At 71.3% G+C, this 24089-nt stretch carries 21 protein-coding genes; 11 read left to right on the top strand and 10 right to left on the bottom strand.

What is annotated here, in order from left to right:
* The first annotated feature begins 41 nt into the window (after positions 1-41).
* Entirely contained in the window at positions 42-668 is a 627-nt protein-coding gene (locus ABZS97_RS08850; protein ID WP_356135202.1) for an alpha-ketoglutarate-dependent dioxygenase AlkB, read from the top strand.
* Positions 669-795: 127 nt separating this feature from the next.
* Positions 796-2913, top strand: a complete 2118-nt coding sequence (locus ABZS97_RS08845) for a glycogen debranching N-terminal domain-containing protein (protein WP_356135200.1) — start codon at positions 796-798, stop codon at positions 2911-2913.
* 53 nt (positions 2914-2966) lie between these two features.
* On the opposite strand, the gene ABZS97_RS08840 is transcribed toward ABZS97_RS08845, so the two are convergent.
* Positions 2967-4169 carry a glycosyltransferase family 4 protein gene (locus tag ABZS97_RS08840; protein ID WP_356135198.1) on the bottom strand — a complete coding sequence of 401 codons (1203 nt, stop codon included), beginning with the start codon at positions 4167-4169 and terminating at the stop codon, positions 2967-2969.
* A gap of 255 nt (positions 4170-4424) precedes the next feature.
* On the opposite strand from ABZS97_RS08840, the gene ABZS97_RS08835 reads away from it, so the two are divergent.
* Positions 4425-7103 (top strand): tetratricopeptide repeat protein, encoded by a 2679-nt coding sequence (locus ABZS97_RS08835; protein WP_356135196.1) that lies wholly within the window; start codon positions 4425-4427, stop codon positions 7101-7103.
* A gap of 37 nt (positions 7104-7140) precedes the next feature.
* On the opposite strand, the gene ABZS97_RS08830 is transcribed toward ABZS97_RS08835, so the two are convergent.
* The 3 genes from ABZS97_RS08830 to ABZS97_RS08820 all read right to left on the bottom strand — a co-directional run bounded on the left by ABZS97_RS08830 (position 7141) and on the right by ABZS97_RS08820 (position 10475).
* Positions 7141-7734, bottom strand: coding sequence for a TetR family transcriptional regulator (locus ABZS97_RS08830; RefSeq protein ID WP_356135194.1), 594 nt, complete (start codon positions 7732-7734; stop codon positions 7141-7143).
* The gene (locus tag ABZS97_RS08825; protein ID WP_356135192.1) at positions 7731-9176 is read right to left on the bottom strand and encodes an MFS transporter; all 1446 of its coding nucleotides are present in this window, start codon (positions 9174-9176) and stop codon (positions 7731-7733) included. Before ABZS97_RS08825 ends, ABZS97_RS08830 begins: the two co-directional genes overlap by 4 nt.
* Positions 9177-9269: 93 nt before the next feature.
* A complete protein-coding gene (locus ABZS97_RS08820; protein ID WP_356135190.1) occupies positions 9270-10475 on the bottom strand; it encodes an FAD-dependent monooxygenase in 1206 nt (401 codons plus the stop codon).
* Positions 10476-10872: 397 nt separating this feature from the next.
* On the opposite strand from ABZS97_RS08820, the gene ABZS97_RS08815 reads away from it, so the two are divergent.
* From ABZS97_RS08815 to ABZS97_RS08805, 3 genes are all read left to right on the top strand, one after another.
* On the top strand, positions 10873-11232 hold the full coding sequence (locus tag ABZS97_RS08815) for a tyrosinase cofactor (protein WP_356135188.1): 360 nt from the start codon (positions 10873-10875) through the stop codon (positions 11230-11232).
* A gap of 55 nt (positions 11233-11287) precedes the next feature.
* Positions 11288-12112 carry a tyrosinase family protein gene (locus tag ABZS97_RS08810; protein WP_356135186.1) on the top strand — a complete coding sequence of 275 codons (825 nt, stop codon included), beginning with the start codon at positions 11288-11290 and terminating at the stop codon, positions 12110-12112.
* Positions 12113-12201: 89 nt separating this feature from the next.
* Entirely contained in the window at positions 12202-12867 is a 666-nt protein-coding gene (locus tag ABZS97_RS08805; RefSeq protein ID WP_356135184.1) for a hypothetical protein, read from the top strand.
* A 9-nt stretch (positions 12868-12876) separates the two neighbouring features.
* Here the strand turns inward: ABZS97_RS08805 and ABZS97_RS08800 are convergent, their stop codons facing one another.
* The 3 genes from ABZS97_RS08800 to ABZS97_RS08790 all read right to left on the bottom strand — a co-directional run bounded on the left by ABZS97_RS08800 (position 12877) and on the right by ABZS97_RS08790 (position 15708).
* Positions 12877-13581, bottom strand: coding sequence for a ribonuclease H (locus ABZS97_RS08800; RefSeq protein ID WP_356135182.1), 705 nt, complete (start codon positions 13579-13581; stop codon positions 12877-12879).
* Between the two features lie 115 nt (positions 13582-13696).
* Positions 13697-14725 carry a helix-turn-helix domain-containing protein gene (locus ABZS97_RS08795; RefSeq protein ID WP_356135179.1) on the bottom strand — a complete coding sequence of 343 codons (1029 nt, stop codon included), beginning with the start codon at positions 14723-14725 and terminating at the stop codon, positions 13697-13699.
* 185 nt (positions 14726-14910) lie between these two features.
* Positions 14911-15708 carry a VOC family protein gene (locus ABZS97_RS08790; RefSeq protein WP_356135177.1) on the bottom strand — a complete coding sequence of 266 codons (798 nt, stop codon included), beginning with the start codon at positions 15706-15708 and terminating at the stop codon, positions 14911-14913.
* Between the two features lie 144 nt (positions 15709-15852).
* Between ABZS97_RS08790 and ABZS97_RS08785 the strand changes: the two genes are divergently transcribed.
* Entirely contained in the window at positions 15853-16869 is a 1017-nt protein-coding gene (locus ABZS97_RS08785; RefSeq protein WP_356135265.1) for a zinc-binding alcohol dehydrogenase family protein, read from the top strand.
* Between the two features lie 76 nt (positions 16870-16945).
* Entirely contained in the window at positions 16946-18172 is a 1227-nt protein-coding gene (locus ABZS97_RS08780) for a GAF domain-containing SpoIIE family protein phosphatase (protein ID WP_356135175.1), read from the top strand.
* Positions 18173-18185: 13 nt separating this feature from the next.
* Here ABZS97_RS08780 and ABZS97_RS08775 read toward each other — a convergent pair whose 3' ends face one another.
* Together ABZS97_RS08775 and ABZS97_RS08770 are read right to left on the bottom strand one after the other, a co-directional pair.
* Positions 18186-18560, bottom strand: a complete 375-nt coding sequence (locus tag ABZS97_RS08775) for a hypothetical protein (protein ID WP_356135173.1) — start codon at positions 18558-18560, stop codon at positions 18186-18188.
* 57 nt (positions 18561-18617) lie between these two features.
* On the bottom strand, positions 18618-19028 hold the full coding sequence (locus ABZS97_RS08770) for an STAS domain-containing protein (RefSeq protein ID WP_356135171.1): 411 nt from the start codon (positions 19026-19028) through the stop codon (positions 18618-18620).
* Between the two features lie 278 nt (positions 19029-19306).
* Between ABZS97_RS08770 and ABZS97_RS08765 the strand changes: the two genes are divergently transcribed.
* The 3 genes from ABZS97_RS08765 to ABZS97_RS08755 all read left to right on the top strand — a co-directional run bounded on the left by ABZS97_RS08765 (position 19307) and on the right by ABZS97_RS08755 (position 22703).
* Positions 19307-19981, top strand: a complete 675-nt coding sequence (locus tag ABZS97_RS08765; RefSeq protein ID WP_356135169.1) for a response regulator transcription factor — start codon at positions 19307-19309, stop codon at positions 19979-19981.
* Positions 19982-19989: 8 nt separating this feature from the next.
* On the top strand, positions 19990-21690 hold the full coding sequence (locus ABZS97_RS08760) for an ATP-binding protein (protein ID WP_356135167.1): 1701 nt from the start codon (positions 19990-19992) through the stop codon (positions 21688-21690).
* Positions 21691-21779: 89 nt separating this feature from the next.
* Positions 21780-22703, top strand: a complete 924-nt coding sequence (locus ABZS97_RS08755; RefSeq protein ID WP_356135165.1) for an SGNH/GDSL hydrolase family protein — start codon at positions 21780-21782, stop codon at positions 22701-22703.
* Between the two features lie 52 nt (positions 22704-22755).
* Here ABZS97_RS08755 and ABZS97_RS08750 read toward each other — a convergent pair whose 3' ends face one another.
* Complete coding sequence (locus ABZS97_RS08750) at positions 22756-23991, bottom strand: glycosyltransferase (RefSeq protein ID WP_356135163.1); 1236 nt, start codon at positions 23989-23991, stop codon at positions 22756-22758.
* Positions 23992-24089: the final 98 nt, after the last annotated feature.

The following is a 24089-nucleotide window of genomic DNA, read 5'->3' as shown; positions in this document are numbered from 1 at the left end:
CTTCATGGAACGTATATTCGAATACGCGGTAAGCTGGGCCCATGTCCACGCACCTCCAGGCCTCGCTCTTCGACCAGACCGACGAGCTCCGCCTCGGCCCGCTGGGCGGGATGCGCCGCACCCCGCTCGACGACGGAGCCTGGATCGACCTCCTGCCCGGGTGGCTGCACGGAGCCGACGCCCTGTTCTCGCGGCTCGTCGACGAGGTGCCCTGGCGGGCGGAACGGCGGCAGATGTACGAGCAGGTGGTGGACGTACCACGACTGCTGGCCTACTACCGGGCGGGCGAGGCCCTGCCGCATCCGATCCTCGACGAGGCGCGCGACGCCCTCGGGGCGCACTACGCGGCCGAGCTCGGCGAACCGTTCACCACAGCCGGCCTCTGCTACTACCGCGACGGCCGCGACAGCGTGGCCTGGCACGGGGACCGGATCGGCCGGGGCGCGCGGGAGAACACGATGGTCGCGATCCTCTCGGTGGGAGCCCCGCGTGATCTGCTGCTGCGCCCGCGCCGCGGAGGCGCCACCGTCCGCCGTCCCCTCGGGCACGGCGACCTGATCGTGATGGGCGGCTCCTGCCAGCGCACCTGGGAGCACGCCGTGCCCAAGTCCACCCGTGCCACCGGGCCGCGCATCAGCATCCAGTTCCGTCCCCAGGGCGTGAACTGACCGAAGGGGCACGGGAGTCGGCGCCCGGGGCCGGACCGCGACGGCACCGGCTCGAATCGTTCGGTGCGCGGGGGTCCTCCGGCGCGTGAGCGCGTGGCCGAACCCGGAAAGGGGAAGACCCCGCTGCATGTTCGAGTCGGCGCAGTCCCCCGGAACACGTTCCCTGCAACCGCTGTTGCACGATGTCGTCATCTGCGTCTCGGCGCCCGCGTTCGCGGCCTCCCCGCGCGACGGACAGCTCCGCGGTCTGCGGGCGGACGGTTTCTACGACCGCGATCGGCGGCTGCTGCACACCCTGTGCCTCCTGATCGACGATCGTGAACCCGAACCGATCGGTGTCCAGCCGCTGGGACCTGACGTCGTCCGTTTCACCTCGGTCCACCGCGATCCGCGGGACCGCACCGACGACCCGACCGTGATCATCGAGCGCATCCGCAGGGCGGGCGACGGCGAGACCATCACCGTACGCAACATCGGAACCCTGCCCCGGGTCCTGCGGATCGAGGTCGCGGTCGCCTCGGATCTCGCCGACATCGCCGACGTGAAGAGCGGGCGCACTCGGCGGCTGCTGGCGCCTTCCGCCACCGCGGACGGCACGGGACTCGGCTGGCGCTCCCGCACGGGCCGCGCCCGAATACAGGCCGAAGGCCCCGCCCCGCAGATCGCCGACGGTCCCGAGGGCGGCACCTTCACCTGGCCCGCGGTGTCACTGCCGCCCGGCGGCTCCTGGGAGACGCGCCTGCGGGTCACCGGCCGGCCGGTCCCCGCCCCCGAAGGTCATCCCCGGGCCCCCACCACGCCCGTCCCCTGGCTGGAGCCGTCGCTGACCGGTGACCGGCGGCTGGAGGAGCTGGTCCAGCGCGGCCTCGGTGACCTGCGGGCGCTGCGGCTGGTCGACCCGTCGGCCGAGGCCGCCGGTGACGGGCCCGAGGACAGCTTCATCGCGGCGGGCTGCCCCTGGTACCTGACCTTGTTCGGCCGTGACAGCATCTGGGCCGCGCGCATGATGCTGCCGCTCGGCACCGAGCTGGCCCGGGGCACGCTGTGGACGCTGGCCCGCCGCCAGGGCGAGGTCAACGACGTGTGGCGGGAGGAGGCTCCCGGCCGCATCCTGCACGAGCTGCGCCCGGCCGACTCCCAGCACGGCCACGGCCTCAGCCTCCCCTCGCGCTACTACGGGTCGGTCGACGCGACGCCCCTGTTCGTCACGCTCCTCGTCGAGGCGTGGCGCTGGGGTCTGCAGGACCGGGAGGTCGACGCACTGCTGCCGTTCGCCGAGCGGGCGATGGGCTGGGTCATCGACACCAGCGGGCGGGACGAGGACGGTCTGCTGCGCTACTACCCGCGTCGCGGGGGTCTCGTCCACCAGTCCTGGAAGGACAGCGCCGACGCGGTCCGGGACGCGTCCGGACAGCACATCGCGCCACCGCTGGCCCTGTGCGAGGTCCAGGGGTACGCCTACCAGGCCGCCGTCGGCCTCGCCGACCTGCTCGCAGCGCGACAGCGTCCCGACGAGGCGAACGCCCTGCGGACCTGGGCGGACACCCTGCGCAAGCGGTTCGCCGACGCCTTCTGGATCACGGTCGACGAAGGCCCGGCCGGCCGGTATGTCGCCATCGCGGTCGGCCGTGAGCTGCGTCCGGTGAGCGGCCCCGCCTCGAACATGGGCCAGCTGCTGGGCACCGGGATCCTCGGCCCGCAGGAGTGCCGGGACGTGGCGGCGTGGCTCGACCACCCCGATCTCAACTCCGGCTGGGGGCTGCGCAGCCGCTCCGCGGCCATTCCGGGATTCAACCCGCTGAGTTATCACGGCGGTTCGGTGTGGACCCATGACACCGCCATCGCCATCCAGGGCCTGTGCGACGCGGGCTGCCATCGCGAGGCCGCCGCCCTCGCCGACGGACTCCTCGACGCGGCGGCCCACTTCGCCTACCGGATGCCCGAACTCTACGGCGGCGACGCCCGCGTCAAGGGTTCACCTCTGGTCCCCCTGGCCTACCCCGCCGCCTGCCGCCCTCAGGGCTGGTCCGCCGCGGCGGGAGTGGCCCTGCTGAGCGCATTCCTGGGGCTGCGCCCCGACGCTCCCAACCGACGGCTGCACCTGCGCCCACTGCCGACGGAGCTGTTCCCTCCGCTGCACGTCGAGGGGCTGCAGGTGGCGGGCCACCGCTTGTCCGTGCACGTCGACCGCTCGGGGGCGGTCGAGATCCTCGGGCTCCCCGAGGACTGGCGAACCGACAATTGAGGAGAGGGGACCGGCGCACGGAAGGGCGCAATGGGCGAGGGAACGAGCTCTCGCTAACTGTCCGGCTGTTCCAGCCTGTTCCGGTAGACCCGCAGCATCTCCGGCACATAGCACCTGGCCAGGTCGAATTCACCGACCACGCGCTGCCGTCCGCGCTTTCCCATCAGGCGGGCGAGCTCGGGGTCACGGAGCAGCTGGGTCATGCGCTGCGCGAGTTTGTCCACGTCCTGGTCCGGAACGAGGTAGCCGTACACGCCGTCCTCTCCGACGCCTTCGCTCAGTCCGCCCATCCGCGTCGCGATCACCGGACGCGCGGCGCACATGGCTTCCAACGGGGCGAGTCCCATCGGCTCCTCATAGCTGGACGGATGGATCACCACATGGGCGCGACGGTACAGATCCGGCATCCGCTCGACTCCGGCTTCTTCGAAGGCGACCCGGCCGACCAGACCGACTTCGGCGATCAGCTTCTCCAAGTGCTTTCGGAACCCCACCTTTTCGCCATGGAAATCGACCGAATCGGGGGTGTCCATCAGCAGGAGATGCGGGTCCAGTTCCGGGCTTCTTCTCACCAGGCGCCCGATGGCCCTGATCGCCAGTTCCGCACCCTTGTCCGGAATCAGGCGGGCGGGCAGGAGCACGGTGACGGTCCGGGTCCATTCCGTATGGGTGAGTTCGGGCACACCGAGATACGCCTCGACGTCGATACCCAGATAGGTGCGGTGGACGTCCTCGATTCCCAACTCCCGTGCACATGCGTCGCGGAGGAAGTCCGAGACCGCGAAATGCACATCCCATTGTCCGCAGGATTTGGCGGTGCGGACATTCTCCGCCCCTCGCCACAGGCTGTGATAGGTGTGCACGAGCACGAGGCGGTGTTCGCTGCGCAGCGAGAGCAGCGCCTCCGCCGGAGCCGTGGAGAAGTGATGGAGATTGTGGCCGTGCACAAGTCGAATTCCGCGCCGCTTCAATTCCACCGCGAACCAACGGCGGAGGGTCTCCGTCGCGCCGGGGTCCGCGGAGGCCCGTGACAGGTCCAGCCCTTGGTGCCGCACCACCTCGACACCGGGTTGACGAGGCGTCAGCGCGCCGTCCGTTCCGGTGAAGACCGTGACCCGGTGACCCTGGCGTGCCAGCAGCCGCGAGTACCACCACAGATGGGATTCGACGCCCCCCACCGTGGGCGGAAAGGCCCAGTGCACCAGGGCGATGGACAACCCCGATGCGGGCTCCTCCGGCTGTACGTCACGCTCCACGCCCGCCTCCGACCGGCCCTGACCACCGCGCTCGGGCAGCCCCGGGCAGAACGGCGGAACATCCTCATCCGCGAGCGGGAGACGTTATCGCAGACCGAGGGGTTCCTTGCGCACCCACGCCCGGCAACTACCGCTCCACTGAAGTCGGTTACGACAAACACACAACGGGAAAACTGTAGGCTCGACGACTTTACTGCGGGTCGAGCGGGGGCGAAATGGCTGGTCGGCCCGCAGAGCGGAGATTCGGGGGAGGCCATGGCCATGCGGCGGGGAGTGCCGGGAAACACCAGAGGCACATGGTCGGTCATCGCCGTCCTGTCCGGGTTCAGCGCTGCCGTCACCCTCGCGCTGGGAATTGTCGTCAAAGCGACCGACTTACGCGGGCCGCTCCTGTGGTGGGCCGTGGGCGCGGCCGCTGCTCTGGTCGCTCTCGCCGCCGCGGCCAAGGACTACCACGACCGCTCCCGGGAACCGATCGGCGCGGGCCTGGCCAGACCGCTCGGTGCTCCCCCGCACAAACTTCCGCTGCTGGGAAAGTACTTCACCGGACGCGAGCCCCAGCACGACCAGATCAGCAAAAGGCTCCGGCCCCCGAGCAACCGGCACGGACTGCTGCGCCGGAAACAGCCGGCTCCCCTACCTCATATCTGCGTGATGTACGGGACGAGCGGAGCCGGAAAGTCCCAGCTGGCCGTTTCTCACGCCCGCAGGCAGCTGGAACGGCACAGTCTCACCTGGTGGCTCAACGCGTCCCGCCCTGACACTCTGCGCACCGAATTGCTGGAACTCGCCGGACACATCAACATTCCCGACCAGGCGAACAAGAACGTCGTCCTCACCAAACTGTGGAACTGGCTGCGCGCGAATCCCGGCTGGCTGCTGGTGTTCGACGACGCGCGGCCGGACGACCCGGTCGTACGCGAACAGCTGGAATCCCTGCGCGGAGCGGGCGGTGAAGTGCTCATCACCACCCGGGGTCCCGGCGGATGGGAGGATTTCTCCGCGCTGCCCTTCGAACTCCGGGGTTTCTCACCCGACGAAGGGCTGGAATTCCTGCAGAAGAGGACCAGCAGCGCCGACGGGAAGGACGCTCCGGAACTCACCGCCCTGGGAGAACAGCTCGGCTGGCTTCCGCTGGCTCTGGAGCAGGCGGCGGCCCACATCGTCAAGACGGGCGTGACCGTGCAGGAGTACCTCCGCGGCCTGCCCCGCAAGGCCAACGACGAGGACACCTTCCGGCTCGCCATAGCGGAGATCGCGCAGACCTCGCCCGCGGCGGTGGACCTGCTGCGGCTCTTCGCGTTCCTGGCCTCCCAGGACATCCGCCGGGTGCAGCTCGTCGAGCACGGCGCGGTGGTTCCCGCGCCACTGCGCGAGGTGATGGACGACCCGCCCGCCTTCAACCGCGAGGTCCGCCTGCTGGAGGCCCATTCGCTGCTCACCCGCACCGACGAGGGCCGCATCGGCCACTTCTCGTACGGAATGCATCCGCGTGTGCAGGAGCTGATCCGCGAGCAGCTCGACATCCGCGGCCGCCTGGCCTGGTCGCAGGCCGCGGCCCGGCTGGTCGAGGCGTGGTTTCCGGCGGAGCCGGACCAGTTCGAGTCGCGTGCCGAGTGCGAGCGGCTGATGCCCCACGCCGAGGCGGCGATCGCCAAACTCGTGTGGCTCGACGGGAAGGACGGCGCGCTGGGGGCGTCGCAGGACCCCGAGGCGCTGGCCCGGCTGCTGCACCGCGTGGGCGTGTACCAGGAGACCCGCTGCGAATGGGGCCGCGCCCTGCCGCTGTTCACCCAGGAGGCGGACCTGTGCAGGATCGGCCTCGGCAGCCCGCTCCGGCACGCCACGGCCAAACTGGCGGTGGCGCGCCAGCACTACCTGCTCGCCTCTCTCGGCGACGGCGAAGCCGAGTGCCAGGAGGCACTGCGACTGTGCCAGGCACACGACGGCGACACCGACTTCCTGCTTCTGCAGGCGAAGTGCCAACGGCAGCTCGGCGGCATCATGCGCGAGCGCAACCGCTTCCGCGAGGCACGCAAGGCCGTTCGCGCGGCGGTGGCGATCTACCAGCGGCAGGGTCCCGAGTGGGACACGCTCGACCGGGCCGTGGCGGAGCAGGAGATCGGCATGATCTACCGCAACGCCGGGCGGCTGCCTCGTGCCGAGCAGTGCTACAGGCGCGCGTTGGACCTCGTCCCCAACCGGGGCAGCCAGGAGCCGAGCCAGTTCGTGGTCTTCCGCGCCATGATCGAGCGCGACCTCGGCATCGTCGCCCAGGACCGCGGCGACCTCGACACCGCCCGCGTGAAACTGACCCACGCGCTGTCCGTCTTCCGGGAGTACCGCGGCAACGAGGACTTCGAGACGGCCCAGGTGGCGAAGTTCCTGGCCGATGTGACCCGCCGGCTGGGTGAGCAGGCGCACGCGGCCGCACGCGGGACCCGTCATCCGCTGCGCATCCGCAGGCTGCGCCGGACGGAGCGCCTCCACCTCACCCAGGCCGAGACCCTGCTGATGCCGGTCCTCGAACTGCACCGCAAACGCCGGGCGACCGAGGCCCACAAGTACGCGGCCTGCCTCAACAAGCTCGGGTCCCTGCGGTTGTCCCAGGGCCACGTCGACGAAGCCCGCCGCACCCTGGAGGAGGCCGTGGCCATCTACGCGGACAAGTACGGCGTACGGCATCACTATCGGGCCAAGTCGCTGACCCGTCTGGGGCCCGTGCTGCTGGCCGCCAAGGAACGGACCGAGGCGGAACTCGTACTGCGTGAGGCCGAGGGCATCTTCAAGGAGGCGCTGGGGCCTCACCACCCGGTGCTGATGGCGGTCTACGAGCACCTGGCGGACTGCGCCCACGACCGAGGCGGGCACGACGAGGCCACCGCACTGCGGGCCGAGGCCGCGCGGATCCGGGGTTCGCTGTGGCTCATGTAGGCCTGACCGGACGCCGCGGTCGCCGCAGGGCCGCGGTTCACGGCGTGAGGTGGGCCTGCACGAGCGGCGCGTAGCGGTCGGTGATGTCCTCGATCGCCGTGGCCCGCAGGTGGGTGCCGCGTGCGATGCCGTACATCACGCCTAGGCCGAGCAGCGCGCCGACGGCGAGTTCGGCGCGCAGTCCCGCGTCGGGTCCGGTCAGCCGGCGGGAGAGGCGGTCGCTGACCTGGGTGCGGAAGTTGGCACGCAGGATGTCGCCCTGCTCGCCCTGGAGCGGGGCGAAGACGATCCGCAGGATGGGGTCGGCGCCCTGCTCGGTCTGGCTGACCAGCAAATGGCGCACCATGTGGCGGCCGAGTTCCTCCAGCGGCGCGTCCAGCAGGGCGTCGGTGTCGGCCTCGAACGACATCACGCGGGCGAACAGCGCGTCCTTGTTCCCGAAGTACTTCAGGATCAGCGGCGCGCTCACTCCCGCCTGGTCGGCGACCGCCTTGAGCGTGATGTCCGCGTGGGCGTGCCGGGCCAGCAGCCGGCGGGCCGCGCGAAGGATGGCCGCCTTGGTCGCCTCGGCGTCGCGGCGCGGCGGGGCAGGGCCCGCGAGACCGGTGGGCGGAGTGGTCACGGTACTCACGCTCCTTCCATCGCCTCGTCGCGAGGCGATGCCGTACGGCCGCGGGCGCCTCCCGTGCCAGGGGAGGCGGGGTCGGCGGGTATGGCCAGGGCGGCGGCGCAGGCCACCAGGGCGACCGTACCCGCCATGGCGAAGGCCAGCAGGTAACCGTGGAGGGTGGGCACCGGGAGGCCGGCGACGAGGCCGGTGTGGTGGACGAGGACGGCGGCGACGGCGGCGCTGCACACGGCCTGGCCGATGGTGCGCATCAGGACGTTCACGCCGTTGGCGGACGCGGTCTGCCCGGCCGGCACGGCGCGCAGGATCAGGGTGGGCAGGGCCGAGTAGGCCAGGGTCGTGCCGGTCGAGATGACCGTGGCACCGAGGATGATCACCCACAGGTCGCGGCTGTCCGCGAGGCGCACCCCGTAGCCGGCGGCGATGACAGCGGCCCCGAGGGCCAGGGTCACGCGCGGGCCCCGAGCCGCCGAGATGCGCGCCGAGACCGGTGAGAACAGCAGCATCGTGACGCCGCCCGGCAACAGGCACAGGCCGGTCTCCACGATGGACAGCCCCAGTCCGTAGCCGGTGGCCTTGGGTGCCTGCACCAGCTGGGCGGTGACCAGCGAGTTGGCGTAGAACGCGAAACCGGTCAGCAGCGCGGTCAGGTGCGGGAGGGCGACGCGCGGTCGCGCAGCGAGTTTCAGGTCGACCAGCGGCCGTTCGGTGCGCAGTTGCTGGACCCACCACAGGGTCAGTACGGCGATGCTGGCGCCGAACAGTCCGAGGATCCGGCCGCTGGTCCACCCCCACTGGCCTCCCTGCGAGACGCCGAGGAGCAGGCAGACCAGCCCGGCGGCCAGTCCCAGTGCGCCGAGGGTGTCGAAGCGGCCCGGTTCACGAACGGGCGACTCGCGTATCGCCCACCAGGCCAGGGCCAGTCCCGCTGCGCCGAGCGCTGTCGTCGCCCAGAACATGACGTGCCAGTCGGCGTACTGGACGATCAGCGCGGCGAGCGGCAGACCGAGTGCGGCGCCGATGCCCACGGTGGAGCTCATCATGGCCACCGCGGATCCCGTGCGCTCCGGCGGCAGTTCGTCGCGCAGGATGCTGATCGACAGGGGGACGACGGCGGCGGCCGCGCCTTGCAGGGCGCGTGCCGCGATGAGGATGCCGATGTCGGACGTGAGGGCGCACACGAGCGAGCCCAGGGTCATCAGTCCGAGCGCGGCGAGGAGCACCCGGCGCTTGCCGTACATGTCGCCGGCGCGGCCGAGCACCGGGGTGAGGACCGCGCCGGACAGCAGCGTGGCGGTGACCATCCAGGAGACCGCGCCCGGGGAGGCGCCGGTCAGCCGGGGCAGGTCCGGGAGCAGGGGCACCACGACCGTCTGCATGACCGCCATGAGGATCCCGCCGAAGGCCAGGACCGGGACGGCGAGCCGGTCACGCAGGGACGCCATGGGCACTCCAGGGAAGCGATTCGGAGAGAATCAGGTGAATGGCAATTCACTCTATCGGGTGAATTGCCATTCACCTAACCCGATCACTCCCGCTCAGCGACCGGAGCGGGCCTGCACCGTGCGCGCCAGCCGCGGCCCCAGCCAGCGCTTGAAGCGACGCAGTGTCTCCAGTCGTCCGGCCGCCCGGTCGATCCGGTAGTACAGCTGCGGCGGGATGTACGGCAGCAGGGGCGAGTGGCGCTGGCCGAGCAGGGCGAACATCTGCGGGGCCGGCAGGTGGATGTAGCGCGGGAGGTTCTCGTACCACTGGGCGCTGTAGCGGGCCGCGCTCTGGATCGACAGGAGTGCGGTTCGGCGTTCCTGCTCGTACGCGGCGAGTGCGGATGAAAGTTCCGGGTGCTCGTTCAGGGCTCCGGCGAGCGAGATGGCGTCCTCCAGGGCGAGGGTGGTGCCCGCGCCGATGGAGTAGTGCGTGGTGTGGGCGGCGTCGCCGAGCAGGACGAGGTTGCCGCGGTGCCATGTCCGGTTGGTGAGGGTGCGGAAGTTCAGCCACTGCGCGGCGCCGTCGGTCTGGGCCCGTCCGATCAGTCCGTGGCCGTCCAGGACGTCGACGAAGAGCTTCTCCAGCAGGGCGAGTCCGTCGGCCTCGCTCGCCCGGTCGAGGCCGAGTCCGGTCCATGTCCCCGGCGAGCACTCGACGACGCAGGTGCTGTGTTCCTCGCTGAACGCGTAGCCGTAGCACCAGATCCAGCCGTGTTCGGTCTCCACGAAGGCGAAGGTGAAGGAGTCGAAGACCTTGGTGGTGCCGAGCCAGATGTAGGTGTTGCGGCCCAGCTTGATGTCGCTGCCGAAGTGCTCGGTGCGGCTTTGCCGCAGCACGCTGTTGACTCCGTCACCGGCGACGACCAGGTCGGCGTCGGGAAACGGGGTCCCGGCCGTGATGTCGTGCTCGAATTCGACGTTCACGCCCAGCGAGTGGGCGCGGTCGGCGAGCACTTCGAGCAGTCGGCGGCGACCGATGCCGAACCCCTCGTCACCGTGGTGCACGGTCGTACGGCCGCCGACGTGCGCGACCCCGTCGCTCCAGCGGACCGAGTTGTCGCGGACGGCGCGCGCGGAATCGGGGTCGTGGGCGTGGAGCTTGTCGAGCAGGCCGCCCCAGTAGGTCACTCCCCAGCCGTAGGTGGATCCGGCCGGGTTCCGCTCGTAGACGGTGATGTCGTGGGAGGGATCCTGGAGCTTCATCAGGATCGAGAAGTACAGGTTTGCGGGCCCGCCGCCGACGCACGCGATCTCCACGCGCACTCCTCTTCGTCGCGCAAAGTTGTCAATTGACCACGAAGGGTAGCAGCGGAGGGTGGTGCGGCCACTCGCCCGCACCGCACCGGATCGCGTCAGGTTGCAGGCGTGAGCCGCGACACCCGCCGGCCATCCGCGACGAATTTTCATCCCGTGAGACGGCCCCCAGGGGAAGGAATTCCCCCTTCCGCGGGTCTGCGCGCACTCTGCACAGCAAGATCATTCTCGTTCAATTCTGTACGAAATTTACATACTTGTCCTGATCGCAGCCAACCCCATTCCGGAGATTTCCCCCGCCACCGGGCGGCCCGATAGGCATGCCGAGTCGTCAAGTGAGCTGATTCCTGCGGCATATGACGGCCCGTCCGCCGCGGGAACGAACACAGGAGGTCTCCGCATGCCCGAACTCACCCGTCGCCGCGCCCTCGGGACCGCGGCCGCCCTCGCGGCGGCCGCCGGTTCCCTGGCCGTCGCCGCACCCGCCGCGTCCGCCGCGCCGCACCACGGCGGGCCCGCGGCCTTCGACGAGGTCTATCGCGGGCGCCGGATACAGGGCCGCCCCTCCGACGGGGGTGGTCATCATCACGGCGGCGGCTACGCCGTGTTCATCGACGGGGTGGAACTGCACGTGATGCAGAACGCCGACGGCAGCTGGATCAGCGTCGTCAGCCACTACGAGCCCGTGCTCACCCCACGCGCCGCCGCCCGGGCCGCGGTCCTGGAGCTGCAGGGCTCCCCGCTCGTCCCCCTGACCTGATCCGCACCCGCACCGGTGCCGCAGGCGGCACCAACAGACCGTGGAGTCCCCGCACATGACCGTACGCAAGAACCAGTCGAGCCTGACCACCGACGAGAAGCGCCGCTTCGTCGCCGCGCTCGTGGAGCTCAAGCGCAGTGGCCGCTACGACACGTTCGTCACGACCCACAACGCCTTCATCATCGGTGACACCGACAACGGCGAACGGACAGGCCACCGTTCGCCTTCCTTCCTGCCCTGGCATCGCAGATTCCTCATCGAGTTCGAACAGGCCCTGCAGTCCGTGGACGCCTCCGTGGCGCTGCCGTACTGGGACTGGAGCACCGACCGTTCCCCGCGGTCCTCGCTGTGGGCACCCGATTTCCTGGGCGGCACCGGACGCAGTCTGGACGGCCGGGTGATGGACGGGCCGTTCGCCGCCTCCACCGGCAACTGGCCGATCGCCGTACGGGTCGACGGGCGGACCTACCTGCGCCGCTCGCTCGGCGGGGGCATCCGGGAACTTCCCACGCGCGCGGAGGTGGACTCCGTCCTGGCCATGTCCACGTACGACATGGCGCCGTGGAACAGCGGCTCGGACGGGTTCCGCAACCACCTCGAAGGCTGGCGGGGCGTCAATCTGCACAATCGGGTCCACGTCTGGGTGGGCGGCCAGATGGCCACCGGCGTCTCCCCCAACGACCCCGTCTTCTGGCTCCACCACGCGTACATAGACAAGCTCTGGGCCCAGTGGCAGAGCCGTCACCCGGGCTCCGGCTACCTGCCGACGGCCGGCACACCGAACGTGGTCGACCTCGACGAGACCATGAAGCCGTGGAACGACGTACGACCGTTGGACATGCTGGACCACACCGCCCACTACACGTTCGACACCGCCTGAGCGCGGAACGTACCGGAGGCCGTCCGCACCGGCCGGCCTCCGGCGCCTCCGGATCCCGAACCCCCGGAAAAGAGGCTGCGTTCGCGGGCGTGAGCGGCGACACTGACGGCGTGCTGATCATGGAAGCCGTCCTGGAGACGCATCCCGTCACCGACTTCACGCTGTGGCCCGTCGCCGAGAAACACACAGGCGGCCTGCCGCCGCTGTCCGGCGATCTCCCGCCGCTGCAGGTCGGCACCGCGATGGCGGTCCTGGCCTGCTACAACACCAGGCCCCGCGAACGCGGCGCAGGCAGACCCGAGAACGGCGTCGAACTGCTCCAGCAGCTCACGTCGGCCGAGTCCGTCATCGCCCCGGGCGGCCTGCGTCTGCGGGACACCTCGACGGGGGTCACGGTGTCGCCGGGCTGCTGCTGCGGTCTGGAGGACTGGCGGGACTGGCTCGATCTGCTCGACGGCTCGGGCCCCTGGCTCGGCCACGACCCCTCGCCCGGCCTCGAGTTCTCCGACTCGCTCGTGCGGCTGTGGCCCGACGCGCAGCGCGTTGCGCCCGGTCCCCCCATCGAGCTGCCGTCGGCCGACCTTCCCGCGCTGCTCGCCTCCGTACGCGCCGACCTCACCGCGTTCCTGGACCTGGTCGAGCAGTGGACCACCCCTTGGGTTCCCGCCCCGCTCACGGCCCGGCTCCTCGCAAAGCTCGACGCGTGCCTGGCCGTGACCGCGCCACTGGGCGACAGGGACAGCACCGCCGGGTAGGCCTCGTAGCTACGCGCCGGTCGTCTCGGCCGTACGGCACTCCGGGTGGCCCCAGCCCTGCGGGTTCTTGGCAATGGTCTCGCCCGCCGCGTAGGAGCGGCCGCAGACACAGCGGCCGGGGAACTTCGCCTTGAGAGTGCGCGTCGACGTGCCCTGCCGGGGTGCCTTCGCGGGGGCGCGGCGGCGGGCGGCGGTGGACGCGGAGGTGTCGGGGGCGGAGGGGGGTTCCGGGGAGCCGAGGTCGCTGCCCGCGGGCTGCTGGACGATCGCCGCCTGGCTGGCGGCACGGTCGGCGAAGTCGTTGAGGCGGTCGCCGTCGACCTGGTGCGCGGGCACGTAGCGGAACTCGACGGTGCGACCGCCGAGGAGTTCGTCGATACGGGCGACGAGTTCCTGGTTGGCGACGGGCTTTCCGGACGCCGTCTTCCAGCCCTTGCGCTTCCAGCCGGGCAGCCAGGTGGTGACCGCCTTCATCGCGTACTGCGAGTCCATCCGGATCTCAAGCGGCACATCCGGTGCGATCGCCGTCAACAGACGCTCCAGCGCGGTGAGTTCGGCGACGTTGTTCGTCGCCGTACCCAGCGGACCGGCTTCCCAGCGGGTGGGGGTCTCCTCGCCGTCGGCGACGACCCAGGCCCATCCGGCAGGTCCCGGGTTTCCCTTCGAAGCCCCGTCGCAGGCGGCCACAACACGTTCAGGCATGACCCTGATCATGCCACGGTCCGGCCGCGCTCCCCCGCACGGGGCGAGGGCCGCGGCCGGACCGGGCGCACCGTTGCGAAACGTCGCGCGGCCGGGTGCGGTCGACGCCGGCGGAGCGGTCCGGCGGCTACCGGCCGAGGCTGCCGGCGCGTGGAGGCAGCAGCTCCCCGCGCCCGGCATCCGCGCCCAGCAGCCGTATGCCCAGGGCGGTGGCCGCGTGCAGGACGTACTTGCCGTCGCGGTGGCTCGCCACCAGTCCGCCGTCGCGCAGGACACCGATCTGGTAGCTGGCGCTGGGCAACGCGATGCCCACGGCGCGCGCCACCTCGGAGGTCGTTCGGGCGCTCTGGTCGGCCACCGCGGTCAGCACGGCGGCCCGGGTGCGGCCCAGCAGGCGCTCCAGCCCGCCGTCGGAGCCGGACACGACGGTCAGGGGGGTCTTCGCCACCGGGTAGACGAGCACCGGGTCGAGGCCCGGGTCCGCGAGTGCGGTGGGCCGTCGCCAGCAGAAGTACGAGGGCACGAGCAGCAGACCGCGCCCTTCCAGATGGAGGTCGCGCTCGGTGGGGTAGTCCACTTCGAGCACCGGGGCGTTCCAGCGGGCCAGCGGGCCCAGCCCCTCCAGCAGCGCCTGGGTGCCGCCGTCCAGGAGGGTGCGCGAGCGCAGACCGACATCGTTGCCGACCGCGGTGCGGATGTGCGGCCAGTACGGTTCCAGCAGGGCCCGGAAGTAGATCCCGAGGGCGTTCGCCAGGGACTTGAGGGTGTCGCTGCCGGGCCTGTCGAGGGTGGTGGTCCAGTTGGGGACCGGGCGCGCCTCGGCCAGCCGGCTCATCTCGTGGACCAGTTGCGTCCGCGGAGTGCGCCGCACCTGGTCCAGGCACTCCTGCAGTCCGCCGCCGGTGACCGGTGGCGTGAGGAAGTCCGGGATGTAGCCGGACGCCGGGATCAGTCCCCGCAGGGGGCGCAGGGCGCGTCCCGCGACGGAGTCCCGGGAGAGCCGGTCAAAGGCCGCCCGGCGCCATTGGCCGAAATCCAGCGGTCCCTGTCCTGTTTCCAACCGGCAGACACTGCAGATCAGTTCCCACAGGGGATCCGGCTGCCGGGCTATGCGAATGTTCTGCAGGTCGTGTGAGGTGAAGTGAATGCGGAGCATGCGACCTCTTTCGCTCGCAATCCTCGTGGGGGGTTCAGTTGTCCGGAAAATTGCCGCGACCACCATGAGGGACGAGTGCCGCAGCCCCACGGTTGCCCTGCACGGCGGGCGTCGCCCGGGTGGCCCCGCACGACGAAGTGCGGCGCATCCCACGCCTGGGGTGCGCCGCACTTCGCCGACTGGGTTCAGGACACGTCGGTGGACCCTGGCATGTCGCCCCGGGTCGTCGTGATGTCGATGACGGAGAACGCCGCGCCCTGCGGGTCGTTGAGCGCCGCGAACCGGCCGAACGGGCTGTCCGTGGGGCCGAAGCGCACCACGGCCCCGCGTTCGGTCGCCTTCGCCACCGCCGCGTCGCAGTCCTCGACGGCAAAATACACATTGACGTACGGCGGTACCTCGGGCGGGAAGTCGTCGGTGAGTTTCATGCGCCCCAGGACGGTGTCCTCGCCGAGGTTGTACATACGGTAGTCGATCGCGGCATCGTCCATCTGCTTCTCGCCGTATCCGAAGACGGCGGGGAAGAAGGCGTCCGCCTTCTCGGGCTCACGGGTGTACACCTCGGCCCAGGAGTACGCGCCCGGCACGGCCTGCGCCTCGAAGCCCTCGTGGACGCCGGCCTGCCATACGCCGAAGACGACACCGCCAGGGTCACGGGCCAGCAGCATGGAGCCGAAGTCGCCGACCTTCATCGGTTCCATCAGCACCTCGCCGCCGTTGTCCCGGATCTTCGCGGCGGTGGCCCCGGCATCCGGCGACGCGAGGTACAGGCACCAGGCGGACTGGCCCTCCTGCCCGGGCATCGGGGGGACGACGGCAGCGACCGCCTTGCCGTTCGCGTACGCCTGCGTGTAGTTGCCGTACTCCGACGACGCCTCGCCGAAGGTCCAGCCGAGCACGTCACCGTAGAAACTCTTGGCGCCCTCGACGTCACTGAACATCGCGTCGGCCCAACAGGGCGTTCCCTCAGGTCGTACTGCCATGGCGTTCGACTCTCTCCGCTTCGACGGACTGGTTGCGCGAGCCACGCTAGCCAGCCTTCGTCCGTACCGCGCGCCGAGCAGTGAACCTGCACGAGACTGGAACTCCGGGAGCTTCACGGTCGTCGACAGGACGGTGTCAGGATGATGCGCGCGTGGGCCGTGGCCGAGCCAGGACCGGTCGAGCGGAATCCGCTGCGGTTCGTCGAGAAGCCCCTGCCGACGCCGCGGCGGGGCGAGCTTCTCGTGCACGTCCTCGCCTGCGGGGTGTGCCGCACGGACCTGCACATCAGCGAGGGCGACCTGCCTGTGCACCGGCCCGGAGTGACACCCGGGCACGAGGTCGTGGGCGTGGTGGTGGCCAGGGGCGGGGCCGTCAGCGGCTTCGCGATCGGCGACCGGGTGGGCGTCGCCTGGCTGCGCCGTACCTGCGGGACCTGCGCGTACTGCGTGCGCGGGGCCGAGAACCTCTGCCCCGCGTCGGAGTACACCGGCTGGGACGCCGACGGGGGATACGCGCAGTACACGACCGTGCCCGCGGATTTCGCCCACCCGCTGCCGGACGACGTCGACGAGGTGGCCCTGGCCCCGCTGCTGTGCGCGGGCATCATCGGCTACCGCGCACTGCGCCGGGCCGCGCTGCCGCCGGGCGGCCGGCTCGGGCTGTACGGCTTCGGCGGCAGCGCCCATCTGTGCGCGCAACTGGCACTCGCGCAGGGAGCCACCGTGCACGTCCTGACGCGGGACCCGGCCGCGCGGCGGCTCGCGCTGGAACTCGGCGCCGCCTCGGCCCGCGGAGCCTACGACGCGCCTCCTGAGCCGTTGGACAGCGCGATCCTGTTCGCTCCGGTCGGGGACCTGGTTCCCCTCGCGCTGCGGGCCCTCGACCGGGGCGGCGTCCTGTCCGTCGCGGGCATCCACCTGAGCGACACTCCGCCGCTGCACTACGAGCGAGAGCTGTTCTACGAGAAGGAGCTGCGCAGCGTCACCTCCAACACCCGCGAGGACGGGCGCGAGTTCCTGCGACTCGCCGCGCGGCACGGCGTACGGGCCACGACGCACGTCTACCCGCTGGCGCAAGCCCAGCACGCGCTGCGGGACCTCAAGGCCGGCCGCTTCGACGGTGCGGCCGTGCTGGTGAACGACCTGCCGCCGGTGCACTGACCGAGCCGCCGCGCGGGTGCGGGCCCGCCGCCCGCGTGCGTGGATGGATCCAGGCGTGTGACGCGGTGGAGGTGGCATGTCGGGCCGAGGCGGTGAGGAGCCCCCGGGTGCGCGGGCGCCGCTGGACGCGGTGGAGGATGCCATCGAGTCGATCGGCACCGGACTGGACGAGCGGACCACGTGCGAGGAGCTGGCCGCGTTCGTGTGCCGGCACGGGTGCGATGCCGCGGCGGTGGATCTGCTGCCGGAGGACATCCCGGCGGGACCGCCCGCGCCCGGCCCGCCGCTGTCGCGGATCGCCGCCGCCGGGCCCGGTGAACTGCTGAGGTCGTGGAGCGCACAGGGCGCGCGACCGCTGACCGTACGGGCGCTGTACGAAGGTCGTCCCATTGCCGCCCCCCTCGACCTGTCCGGCCGTGTCGCCCGCCAGGTCATCACGGTCCCGCTGTCGGCACACGGCAGGCTGTACGGGGTGCTGGTGGCCGTCCGGCACGGTCCTGCCTTCACGGCCCGGGAGACGTCCACCGTGCACCGCGCGGCCCGGCTCGCCGCCGTCCACCTGGGCCACGCGCGCCGCCACAACGCCCTGCGCGGCACCGTGCTGGACCTTCAGCGAGCCCTGCTGGCCGAGCCGGGCCGGCCCCATCCGAACCTCACGCTCGCGACCCGCTATCTGCCCGCCGGCGGCGGAACGCTCGTCGGCGGGGACTGGTTCGAGACCGTGCGACTGCACTTCGGGCGGACGCTGCTGGTGGTGGGGGACGTCATGGGGCACGGTCTGGACGCGGCGGTGGACATGAACGCCTACCGCTCGATGCTGCGCTACGTGGCGTCGACGGACCTGCCGCCGCACCGGGTACTGCGGCGGCTGGACGCCGCAGTGTCCGACGACGGCACCCGTCGCCCGGCCACCTGTCTGCTGGTTCAGGTCGACCCGGTGCGCGGCACGGCCCTGCTCGCCGGCGCCGGTCATCTGCCGCCGGTCGTCTTCGCCGGGGACGGCACCGGCGAACTGCTGGACATGCCGGTCGGGCCCCCGCTGGGCACCGGGGTGGGCGGCTACACCTCGACCGCCCTCACGCTCGCACCCGACGACACGCTGGTGATGTTCACCGACGGTCTCGTGGAGCGGCGCGGCGAGGACATCGACGTCTCGCTGGCGCGGCTGGCCGGTCTGCGGCTGCCACCGGAGGCGAGCGTCGACGAGCTGCTCGACGGGCTCCTGGTCCGGCTCGACGCCCACCGTGCGGAGGACGACGTCGCGGTGCTCGCGGCCCGCATCCGCCCGCGTCCCGAAGGGTGAGGCGCCCGGGGGCTCACAGCTCCCAGAAGGACTCGATCCGGCGCAGCCGGCGCTGCGCCTCGGCCGGCGATGCTCGGTGGCGGTCCAGGATCAGATAAAGGTAGATGCCCTGCAGCTTGCGCAGGGAGACGGGGCGGATGATGTGGTACTCGTCGGTCAGCGTCACCAGGATGTCCTCCAGGCTGTCGACGGGATAGCCGAGGACGGTCAGGGCGTGCAGTTTGGCCCGTACGACATCGGTATCCACCTCTCCCGCCTTGTGCAGGTCGAAGCCGCTCATTCCGCCGCGTACCCCCAGGGTCACGCGGCTGAGATAGTCCACTACGGCCGCGCCGAGCGCACCGTCGATCGTCATGGCCGCGTCGAGCGCTCGTTCTGTCGGGTCCACCTTGCGCTCCTCCCGGCGGGACCTGCGCCTCGGCCGGGCGAGGACGGGGTGCCGCTCTCATGCGTGGCGGTTCTCCCCCGTGCGGGTGACGTCCGCCAAGGCTTCGTCCAGTGTGGTTGAAGGGCGGAGCAGTTCCAAGGTGCCGTGCGCGACCAGCAGTCGGCGCATGCGCGTCGCGCACACCAGGCCGAACGGCACGCGTGCCTCGGTGACGCGGCGGCGCAAGCCCAGCACCATGCTCAGACCGGTGCTGTCGATGAAGGTGACCGCCCGAAGGTCTACGACGTAGCCGGGCGCGCGCAGCGCGGCGACCGAGTCCAGCCAGGGGCGTACGGAGAGGGTGGCCGCAAGGTCGACATCGCCCTGCAGCGCCACGACCAGCACCGCGTCCGCCGCGTACAGCCGAGCGCGGCCGCCGGGCGGAGGCCAGGTCGTCCCCGTGACCGGCGCCAAAGCGTGCTCGCTCAAACTGGTGATCCGTCCCGTCCGTGAGCGGCGCGCAGGCGTGCCGGCCGTACGCGGTGCGGTCACCGTCGGCCCGGAAGTGCCGGGCAGCCAGTCCCGCAGCGGGCTCGTGCGGTGATCTGTGTCCCCGCACCGCACGAGCCCGCTCCGGAACTCCCCCTGCGCGGCTCCCCCTTGAACCGTGGGCTGCTTCTGTTCTACCTTCGCCACATGGTCGGGAGATCAACGCCCGCTCACCAGCGCAACAACGTGGGAGCGGCACCGGGACCGGGCGGTGAGCGATGCGGACTCACCTCGCGTTGATCGAGGACGACCCCGACTTCGCACTGATGTGCCGTTCCTATCTGGAGCGTGCGGGCTTCGCCGTCACCTGGGCGATCGACGCGCGCGCCGGGAAGGCCGTGATGCACGAGGGCGGCATCGATCTGGCCGTACTCGATCTGGGGCTGCCGGACGGCAGCGGCCTGGACCTGCTGCGGGCGCTGCGCTCGATCAGCCGACTGCCGGTGATCGTCGTCACCGGGCGCGGCGAGGAGGCGGACCGGGTCGCGGGGCTGGAGATCGGAGCGGACGACTATCTCGTCAAGCCCTTCTCGCAGCGGGAGCTCGTAGCGCGGATCCGTGCCGTGCTGCGCCGTTCCCAGCCGCCGGAGAGCACGGAGATTCTCGCCGTGGGCGCACTGCGCGTCGACACCGCGGCCCGCCGGGCCGATGTCGCGGGCGCCCTGCTGACCCTGCGCCCCAAGGAGTACGCGCTGCTGGAGCTGCTGGCCCGCGCCCCCGGCCGGGTCTTCTCCTCCGAACAGCTCCTGGAGCAGATCTGGGGCGTGTCCTGGCAGCAGCCGGCGACCGTCGTCGAACACGTCTACCGGCTGCGCGGCAAACTCACCGGCCTGCCCACACCCGCACCGCGCATCACCACGGTGCGCGGCTACGGCTACCGACTCGATCCCTGAGGGCCGCCATGTCCGCGAACACTCACCACCCCACCCCGGACTTCCGGCGCCTGTTCGACTCGACGGCCTCCCCGCTGCTGATCCTGGCACCCGACTTCACCATCGTGGAGGTCAACCGCGCCTACCTCACGGCCACACGCACACAGCGGGGCATCGTCGGGCGCCGCATCTTCGAGGTGTTCCCCGACAACCCGGACGACCCCGCGGCCGACGGAGTGCGCAATCTGCGCCGCTCCCTGGAGACCGTGGTCGCCACCGGCCGCGCGGACACGATGGCGCTCCAGCGCTACGACATCCCCACGGGCGAGGGGGGCGGCTTCGCCGAGCGCTACTGGAGTCCCGTCAACTCGCCGGTGCTGGACGGCGACGGTCGGGTGTCGCACATCATCCACCGTGTCGAGGACGTCACCGACTTCGTACGGCTGCACCGGGCGGAGCGGGAGCAGGAGCGAGCGGTCGCCGAGGCGCAGACCCGCGCGGACGGCATGGAGATCGATCTTTTCGTGCGCGCCCGGGAGATCCGCGAGGTCAACGAGCAGCTCAGTCGCGCCAACACGGAACTCGACGAGGCGGGGCGGCAGTTGAGGGAGGAGCAGCAGGCCAAGGACCGGTTCATCGCCACGCTCTCGCACGAGCTGCGCAATCCGCTCGCCGCCGCCACAGCGGCCACCGAACTGCTCGCCCTCGACCTGCCGGACGGGCACCCGGCACTGTCCGTCCTGGAACGGCAGCTGGGCACGCTGGTGCGGATGAGCAACGACCTGCTGGACGGTACCCGGGCCCTGACCGGCCGCCTGGAGCTGGTGCGGGAGCGGGCCGACCTGCGGACCGTCGTCGACAGTGCCTGTACCGACCTGAGCCGTCTGTTCGGGCAGGAGGACCGGACGCTCGTCGTCGAACTGCCCGCCGAGCCGGTGCTCGTGGACGGTGACCGGCTCAGGCTGGCCCAGGTGCTGACGAACCTGCTGTCCAACGCGCTCAAGTACACGCTGCCGGGCGGCCACGCGACGGCCCGTCTTTCGACGGCCCGCGGACAGGCCCGGCTCACCGTCGAGGACGACGGCATCGGTTTCGAACCGGGGCAGGCCGACGAGTTGTTCGGCGTCTTCATGCGGGCGGCTCCGGCGGGTCCCAGCACCCCCGAGGGTCTGGGTCTCGGCCTGTCCGTCGTCCGGACCGTCGTCGAACTCCACGGCGGGCGCATCAGCGCGCACAGCCGCGGTCCGGGAACCGGCGCCTTGTTCACCGTCCTGCTCCCCCTGGCCGCGGCCGACTCACCGCCTCCCAGGCTGCCGCGCGCCGCCCGCCGCGCCCCACGCCGCCTCGCCATCCTCATCGTCGAGGACAACACGGACCTGGCGACCACCTACCGCACCCTCCTGGAGCGACAGGGCCACCACGTCACGGCCGTCCACACCGGCGCCGACGCCCTCACCGCGACCGAGTCCCACCTCTTCGACGTCGTCCTGTGCGACCTCGGCCTGCCGGACCTCGACGGCTATGCGGTCGCCCGCGAGATCCGGTCCCGCCCGCACGGCGCCGAGCTCCGCCTCATCGCGGTCTCCGGCTTCAGCCGCGGCAGCGACCAGGGCCAGTCGCGCGCGGCCGGCTTCGACGCCCATCTCGCGAAGCCGCTGCCCTTGGCGGACCTCTTGGAGTTGCTGGAGGGGGACGGCGCCCAGCTCGGCCGAGGGTCTGCTCCTGCCTAGGGGGTGTGTGGCCGACACAGGTCTTCCCCCTTGTACCGCGCTGTGCTTGCCTGGGGAGCCCTTTCGGCGGGCGGGGCGGGAGTTGCGGCATGCGGAAGCCGTGGATCGTGGGGTTGTTGTTGGCCGGGCTGCTGCTCGGCGCGTGCGGTGACCCGGCGTCGGGGCCCGAGGCCTCGCCGCCCGCTCCGGCGGTACCCGGGGCTTCGGGGTCCCCGTCGACGACCACGCACCAGCGACCGGCCGCCTCCGCGGGCGCCACGGACGTCTCCGCCAACGCGCCCACCGTGCTCTACCTCGGGGACTCTCTCGCCATGGAGAACCAGAAGGTCCTCGGGAAGTCGCTGCGGGACAAGGTCCACGCGCGGTACACCAGTGCGCCGTACTCGGGCACCACCCTGTGCGACTACCTGGAGGGCACGGCGACGAAGTCACTGGTCCCGCCCGCGGACAAGGCGGCCGCCCTGGTGCGCTCGCTGCGGCCGGACTTCGTGGTGCTGCAGTTCTGGGGCAACTCCTGGGGCTACACGCCCTGCATGGACGGAATCACGTACAACGCCGACCGGCACCACTACTTCACCCGGTACACCGCCGACATGAAGAAGCTGACCGAGCAGATCGGGCAGGCGGGCGGTGCGAAACGGCCACGGATCGTGTGGGTGCTGCAGGGGCCGGACCCGATCACCCCTGAACGCGTGCGCGAAGTGAACGCGCTCTACGAGCTGCAGGCCGGCGCCTCCGGAGACCTGCTGGCCGACGCGGGCAAGGCGGTCAGCCCCACCTCGGCTCGCTACACCTGGGCGCAGTACCTGCCGTGCACCGCGTACGAGCACGATCATCCCGCGTACTGCACCCAGCCGAGCCGTGACCGCACCACCCTGCACCGCGACGACGACTACCTGCACTTCTGTCTGGCGCCCACCATTTCGACGCCCAGGCCGTGCCCGGTCCGCTCCCCCGGAATCCTGCGCATCACCCGGGCGATCACCAAGACCATCGCCGACCACATCCGCTGACGGGCCGTCCGAGGACAGGGCGCCCGCCCACGGCGCGACGATCGCGGATGGTTCACGCGGCCCCTGGCGCCCGCCCCTTGCCGGCCATGTCGAGCAGCAGTTGCGCGGCCACCGTCGCACCATCCGTGCAGATCGTGCCGGCCACCGCCTTCGCCCGTGCCCGGGTCGCGGGGCCCAGCGCCGTTGTGAGCGCGGCCGACAGGGAGTCGAGGGTCGGGCTCGGACCGTCGTGTGCCGCGCCGATGCCCAGCTCGGCCACCCGCGCGGCCCAGTGCGGCTGGTCCGCGATCTGGGGCACCACCACCTGGGGCGCGCCTGCGCGGGCAGCCGTCGTGGTGGTGCCCGCGCCGCCATGGTGAACGACGGCGGCCACCCGGCGGAACAGTGCCTGCTGGTTGACCTCGCCGACGACGAAGCAGTCTTCGCGGTCGTCGATCGGGGCCAGGCCGGCCCAGCCACGGGCGAGGAGGACGCGGCGACCCTGCGCACGGCTCGCCTCAATGGCCACCCGGGCGATGTCCTTCGGGGTGTGCGAGGCCATGCTGCCGAAGCCCACGTACACCGGCGGGGCGCCGGCATCCAGGAACTCCACCAGCTCGGCCGGGAGCGGGCGCTCGTCCGGCAGGATCCACGCGCCGGTCTGCACGAGCTCGAGATCGGTCAGCTCCTGCCACGGGCCCAGGACCGGGTCCGCCGCCAGCAACCCCCGGCCGGTGAAGACATGGTCACGGACGTTGTCCACCGCATGCAGCCCGATCGCCGCCCGGTGACGGTTGAGCGCCTCCCCGTACAGGGCGTTCACGCGCTGGGCGTCCTGCTCCCACAGCACCTTGAGGTCCGTCTCGTCCTGTGGGGACGGTGTGCCCGGCCGCGCCCCGGGAGGGAAGTTCCGCGAGGGCAGTCCGATCGGGTGGAAGCACGCGAACACGTAGGGGATGCCCAGTTTCTCGGCCACGTCCCGCGCGCCGGCCGGCATCAGGCCGGTCGCCAGCAGCATGTCGCATCCCGCGGCCGCCGCGGTGAGCGTCTCGAACCGCGCAGCGACCAACTCGGGCGCGAGGCGAAACGCGTCCTGAGCCGTCGGTGGCTTCGGGCCGGCGACGATCGAGTGCACCGACGGGCCGAGCGGCACCAGTTCCACGCCGGCACCGGCAAGCAGCGCCGCGAACTCCTCGTCCGGCGGAGCGCACACCACCGCTTCCGCGCCGAGTTCGCGCAATCGCACCGCGAGTCCCACCAGTGGTTCGACGTCCCCGCGCGATCCCCACACCGACAACACCACACGCATATCGCAAACCCCTCATTCCCGCAGGTTCTGGCCTCGGCCGATGATTCTGCGGCACAACGGGGGTCTTGCCGCAAGCCCCCCGGTGCGCTATACGTTGA

Source organism: Streptomyces sp. NPDC005485 (assembly GCF_040606085.1).
Classification (GTDB): domain Bacteria; phylum Actinomycetota; class Actinomycetes; order Streptomycetales; family Streptomycetaceae; genus Streptomyces.
This window is presented reverse-complemented; position numbering and strand designations above follow the sequence as displayed.

What these genes read in the sequence shown, in the direction of transcription:
- ABZS97_RS08850 (WP_356135202.1), top strand. Translation starts at nt 42, where the DNA reads ATGTCCACGCACCTCCAGGCCTCGCTCTTCGACCAGACCGACGAGCTC.
- ABZS97_RS08845 (WP_356135200.1), top strand. Translation starts at nt 796, where the DNA reads ATGTTCGAGTCGGCGCAGTCCCCCGGAACACGTTCCCTGCAACCGCTG.
- ABZS97_RS08835 (WP_356135196.1), top strand. Translation starts at nt 4,425, where the DNA reads ATGGCCATGCGGCGGGGAGTGCCGGGAAACACCAGAGGCACATGGTCG.
- ABZS97_RS08825 (WP_356135192.1), bottom strand. Translation starts at nt 9,176, where the DNA reads ATGGCGTCCCTGCGTGACCGGCTCGCCGTCCCGGTCCTGGCCTTCGGC.
- ABZS97_RS08815 (WP_356135188.1), top strand. Translation starts at nt 10,873, where the DNA reads ATGCCCGAACTCACCCGTCGCCGCGCCCTCGGGACCGCGGCCGCCCTC.
- ABZS97_RS08810 (WP_356135186.1), top strand. Translation starts at nt 11,288, where the DNA reads ATGACCGTACGCAAGAACCAGTCGAGCCTGACCACCGACGAGAAGCGC.
- ABZS97_RS08800 (WP_356135182.1), bottom strand. Translation starts at nt 13,581, where the DNA reads ATGATCAGGGTCATGCCTGAACGTGTTGTGGCCGCCTGCGACGGGGCT.
- ABZS97_RS08795 (WP_356135179.1), bottom strand. Translation starts at nt 14,725, where the DNA reads ATGCTCCGCATTCACTTCACCTCACACGACCTGCAGAACATTCGCATA.
- ABZS97_RS08790 (WP_356135177.1), bottom strand. Translation starts at nt 15,708, where the DNA reads ATGGCAGTACGACCTGAGGGAACGCCCTGTTGGGCCGACGCGATGTTC.
- ABZS97_RS08785 (WP_356135265.1), top strand. Translation starts at nt 15,853, where the DNA reads ATGCGCGCGTGGGCCGTGGCCGAGCCAGGACCGGTCGAGCGGAATCCG.
- ABZS97_RS08780 (WP_356135175.1), top strand. Translation starts at nt 16,946, where the DNA reads ATGTCGGGCCGAGGCGGTGAGGAGCCCCCGGGTGCGCGGGCGCCGCTG.
- ABZS97_RS08765 (WP_356135169.1), top strand. Translation starts at nt 19,307, where the DNA reads ATGCGGACTCACCTCGCGTTGATCGAGGACGACCCCGACTTCGCACTG.
- ABZS97_RS08760 (WP_356135167.1), top strand. Translation starts at nt 19,990, where the DNA reads ATGTCCGCGAACACTCACCACCCCACCCCGGACTTCCGGCGCCTGTTC.
- ABZS97_RS08755 (WP_356135165.1), top strand. Translation starts at nt 21,780, where the DNA reads ATGCGGAAGCCGTGGATCGTGGGGTTGTTGTTGGCCGGGCTGCTGCTC.
- ABZS97_RS08750 (WP_356135163.1), bottom strand. Translation starts at nt 23,991, where the DNA reads ATGCGTGTGGTGTTGTCGGTGTGGGGATCGCGCGGGGACGTCGAACCA.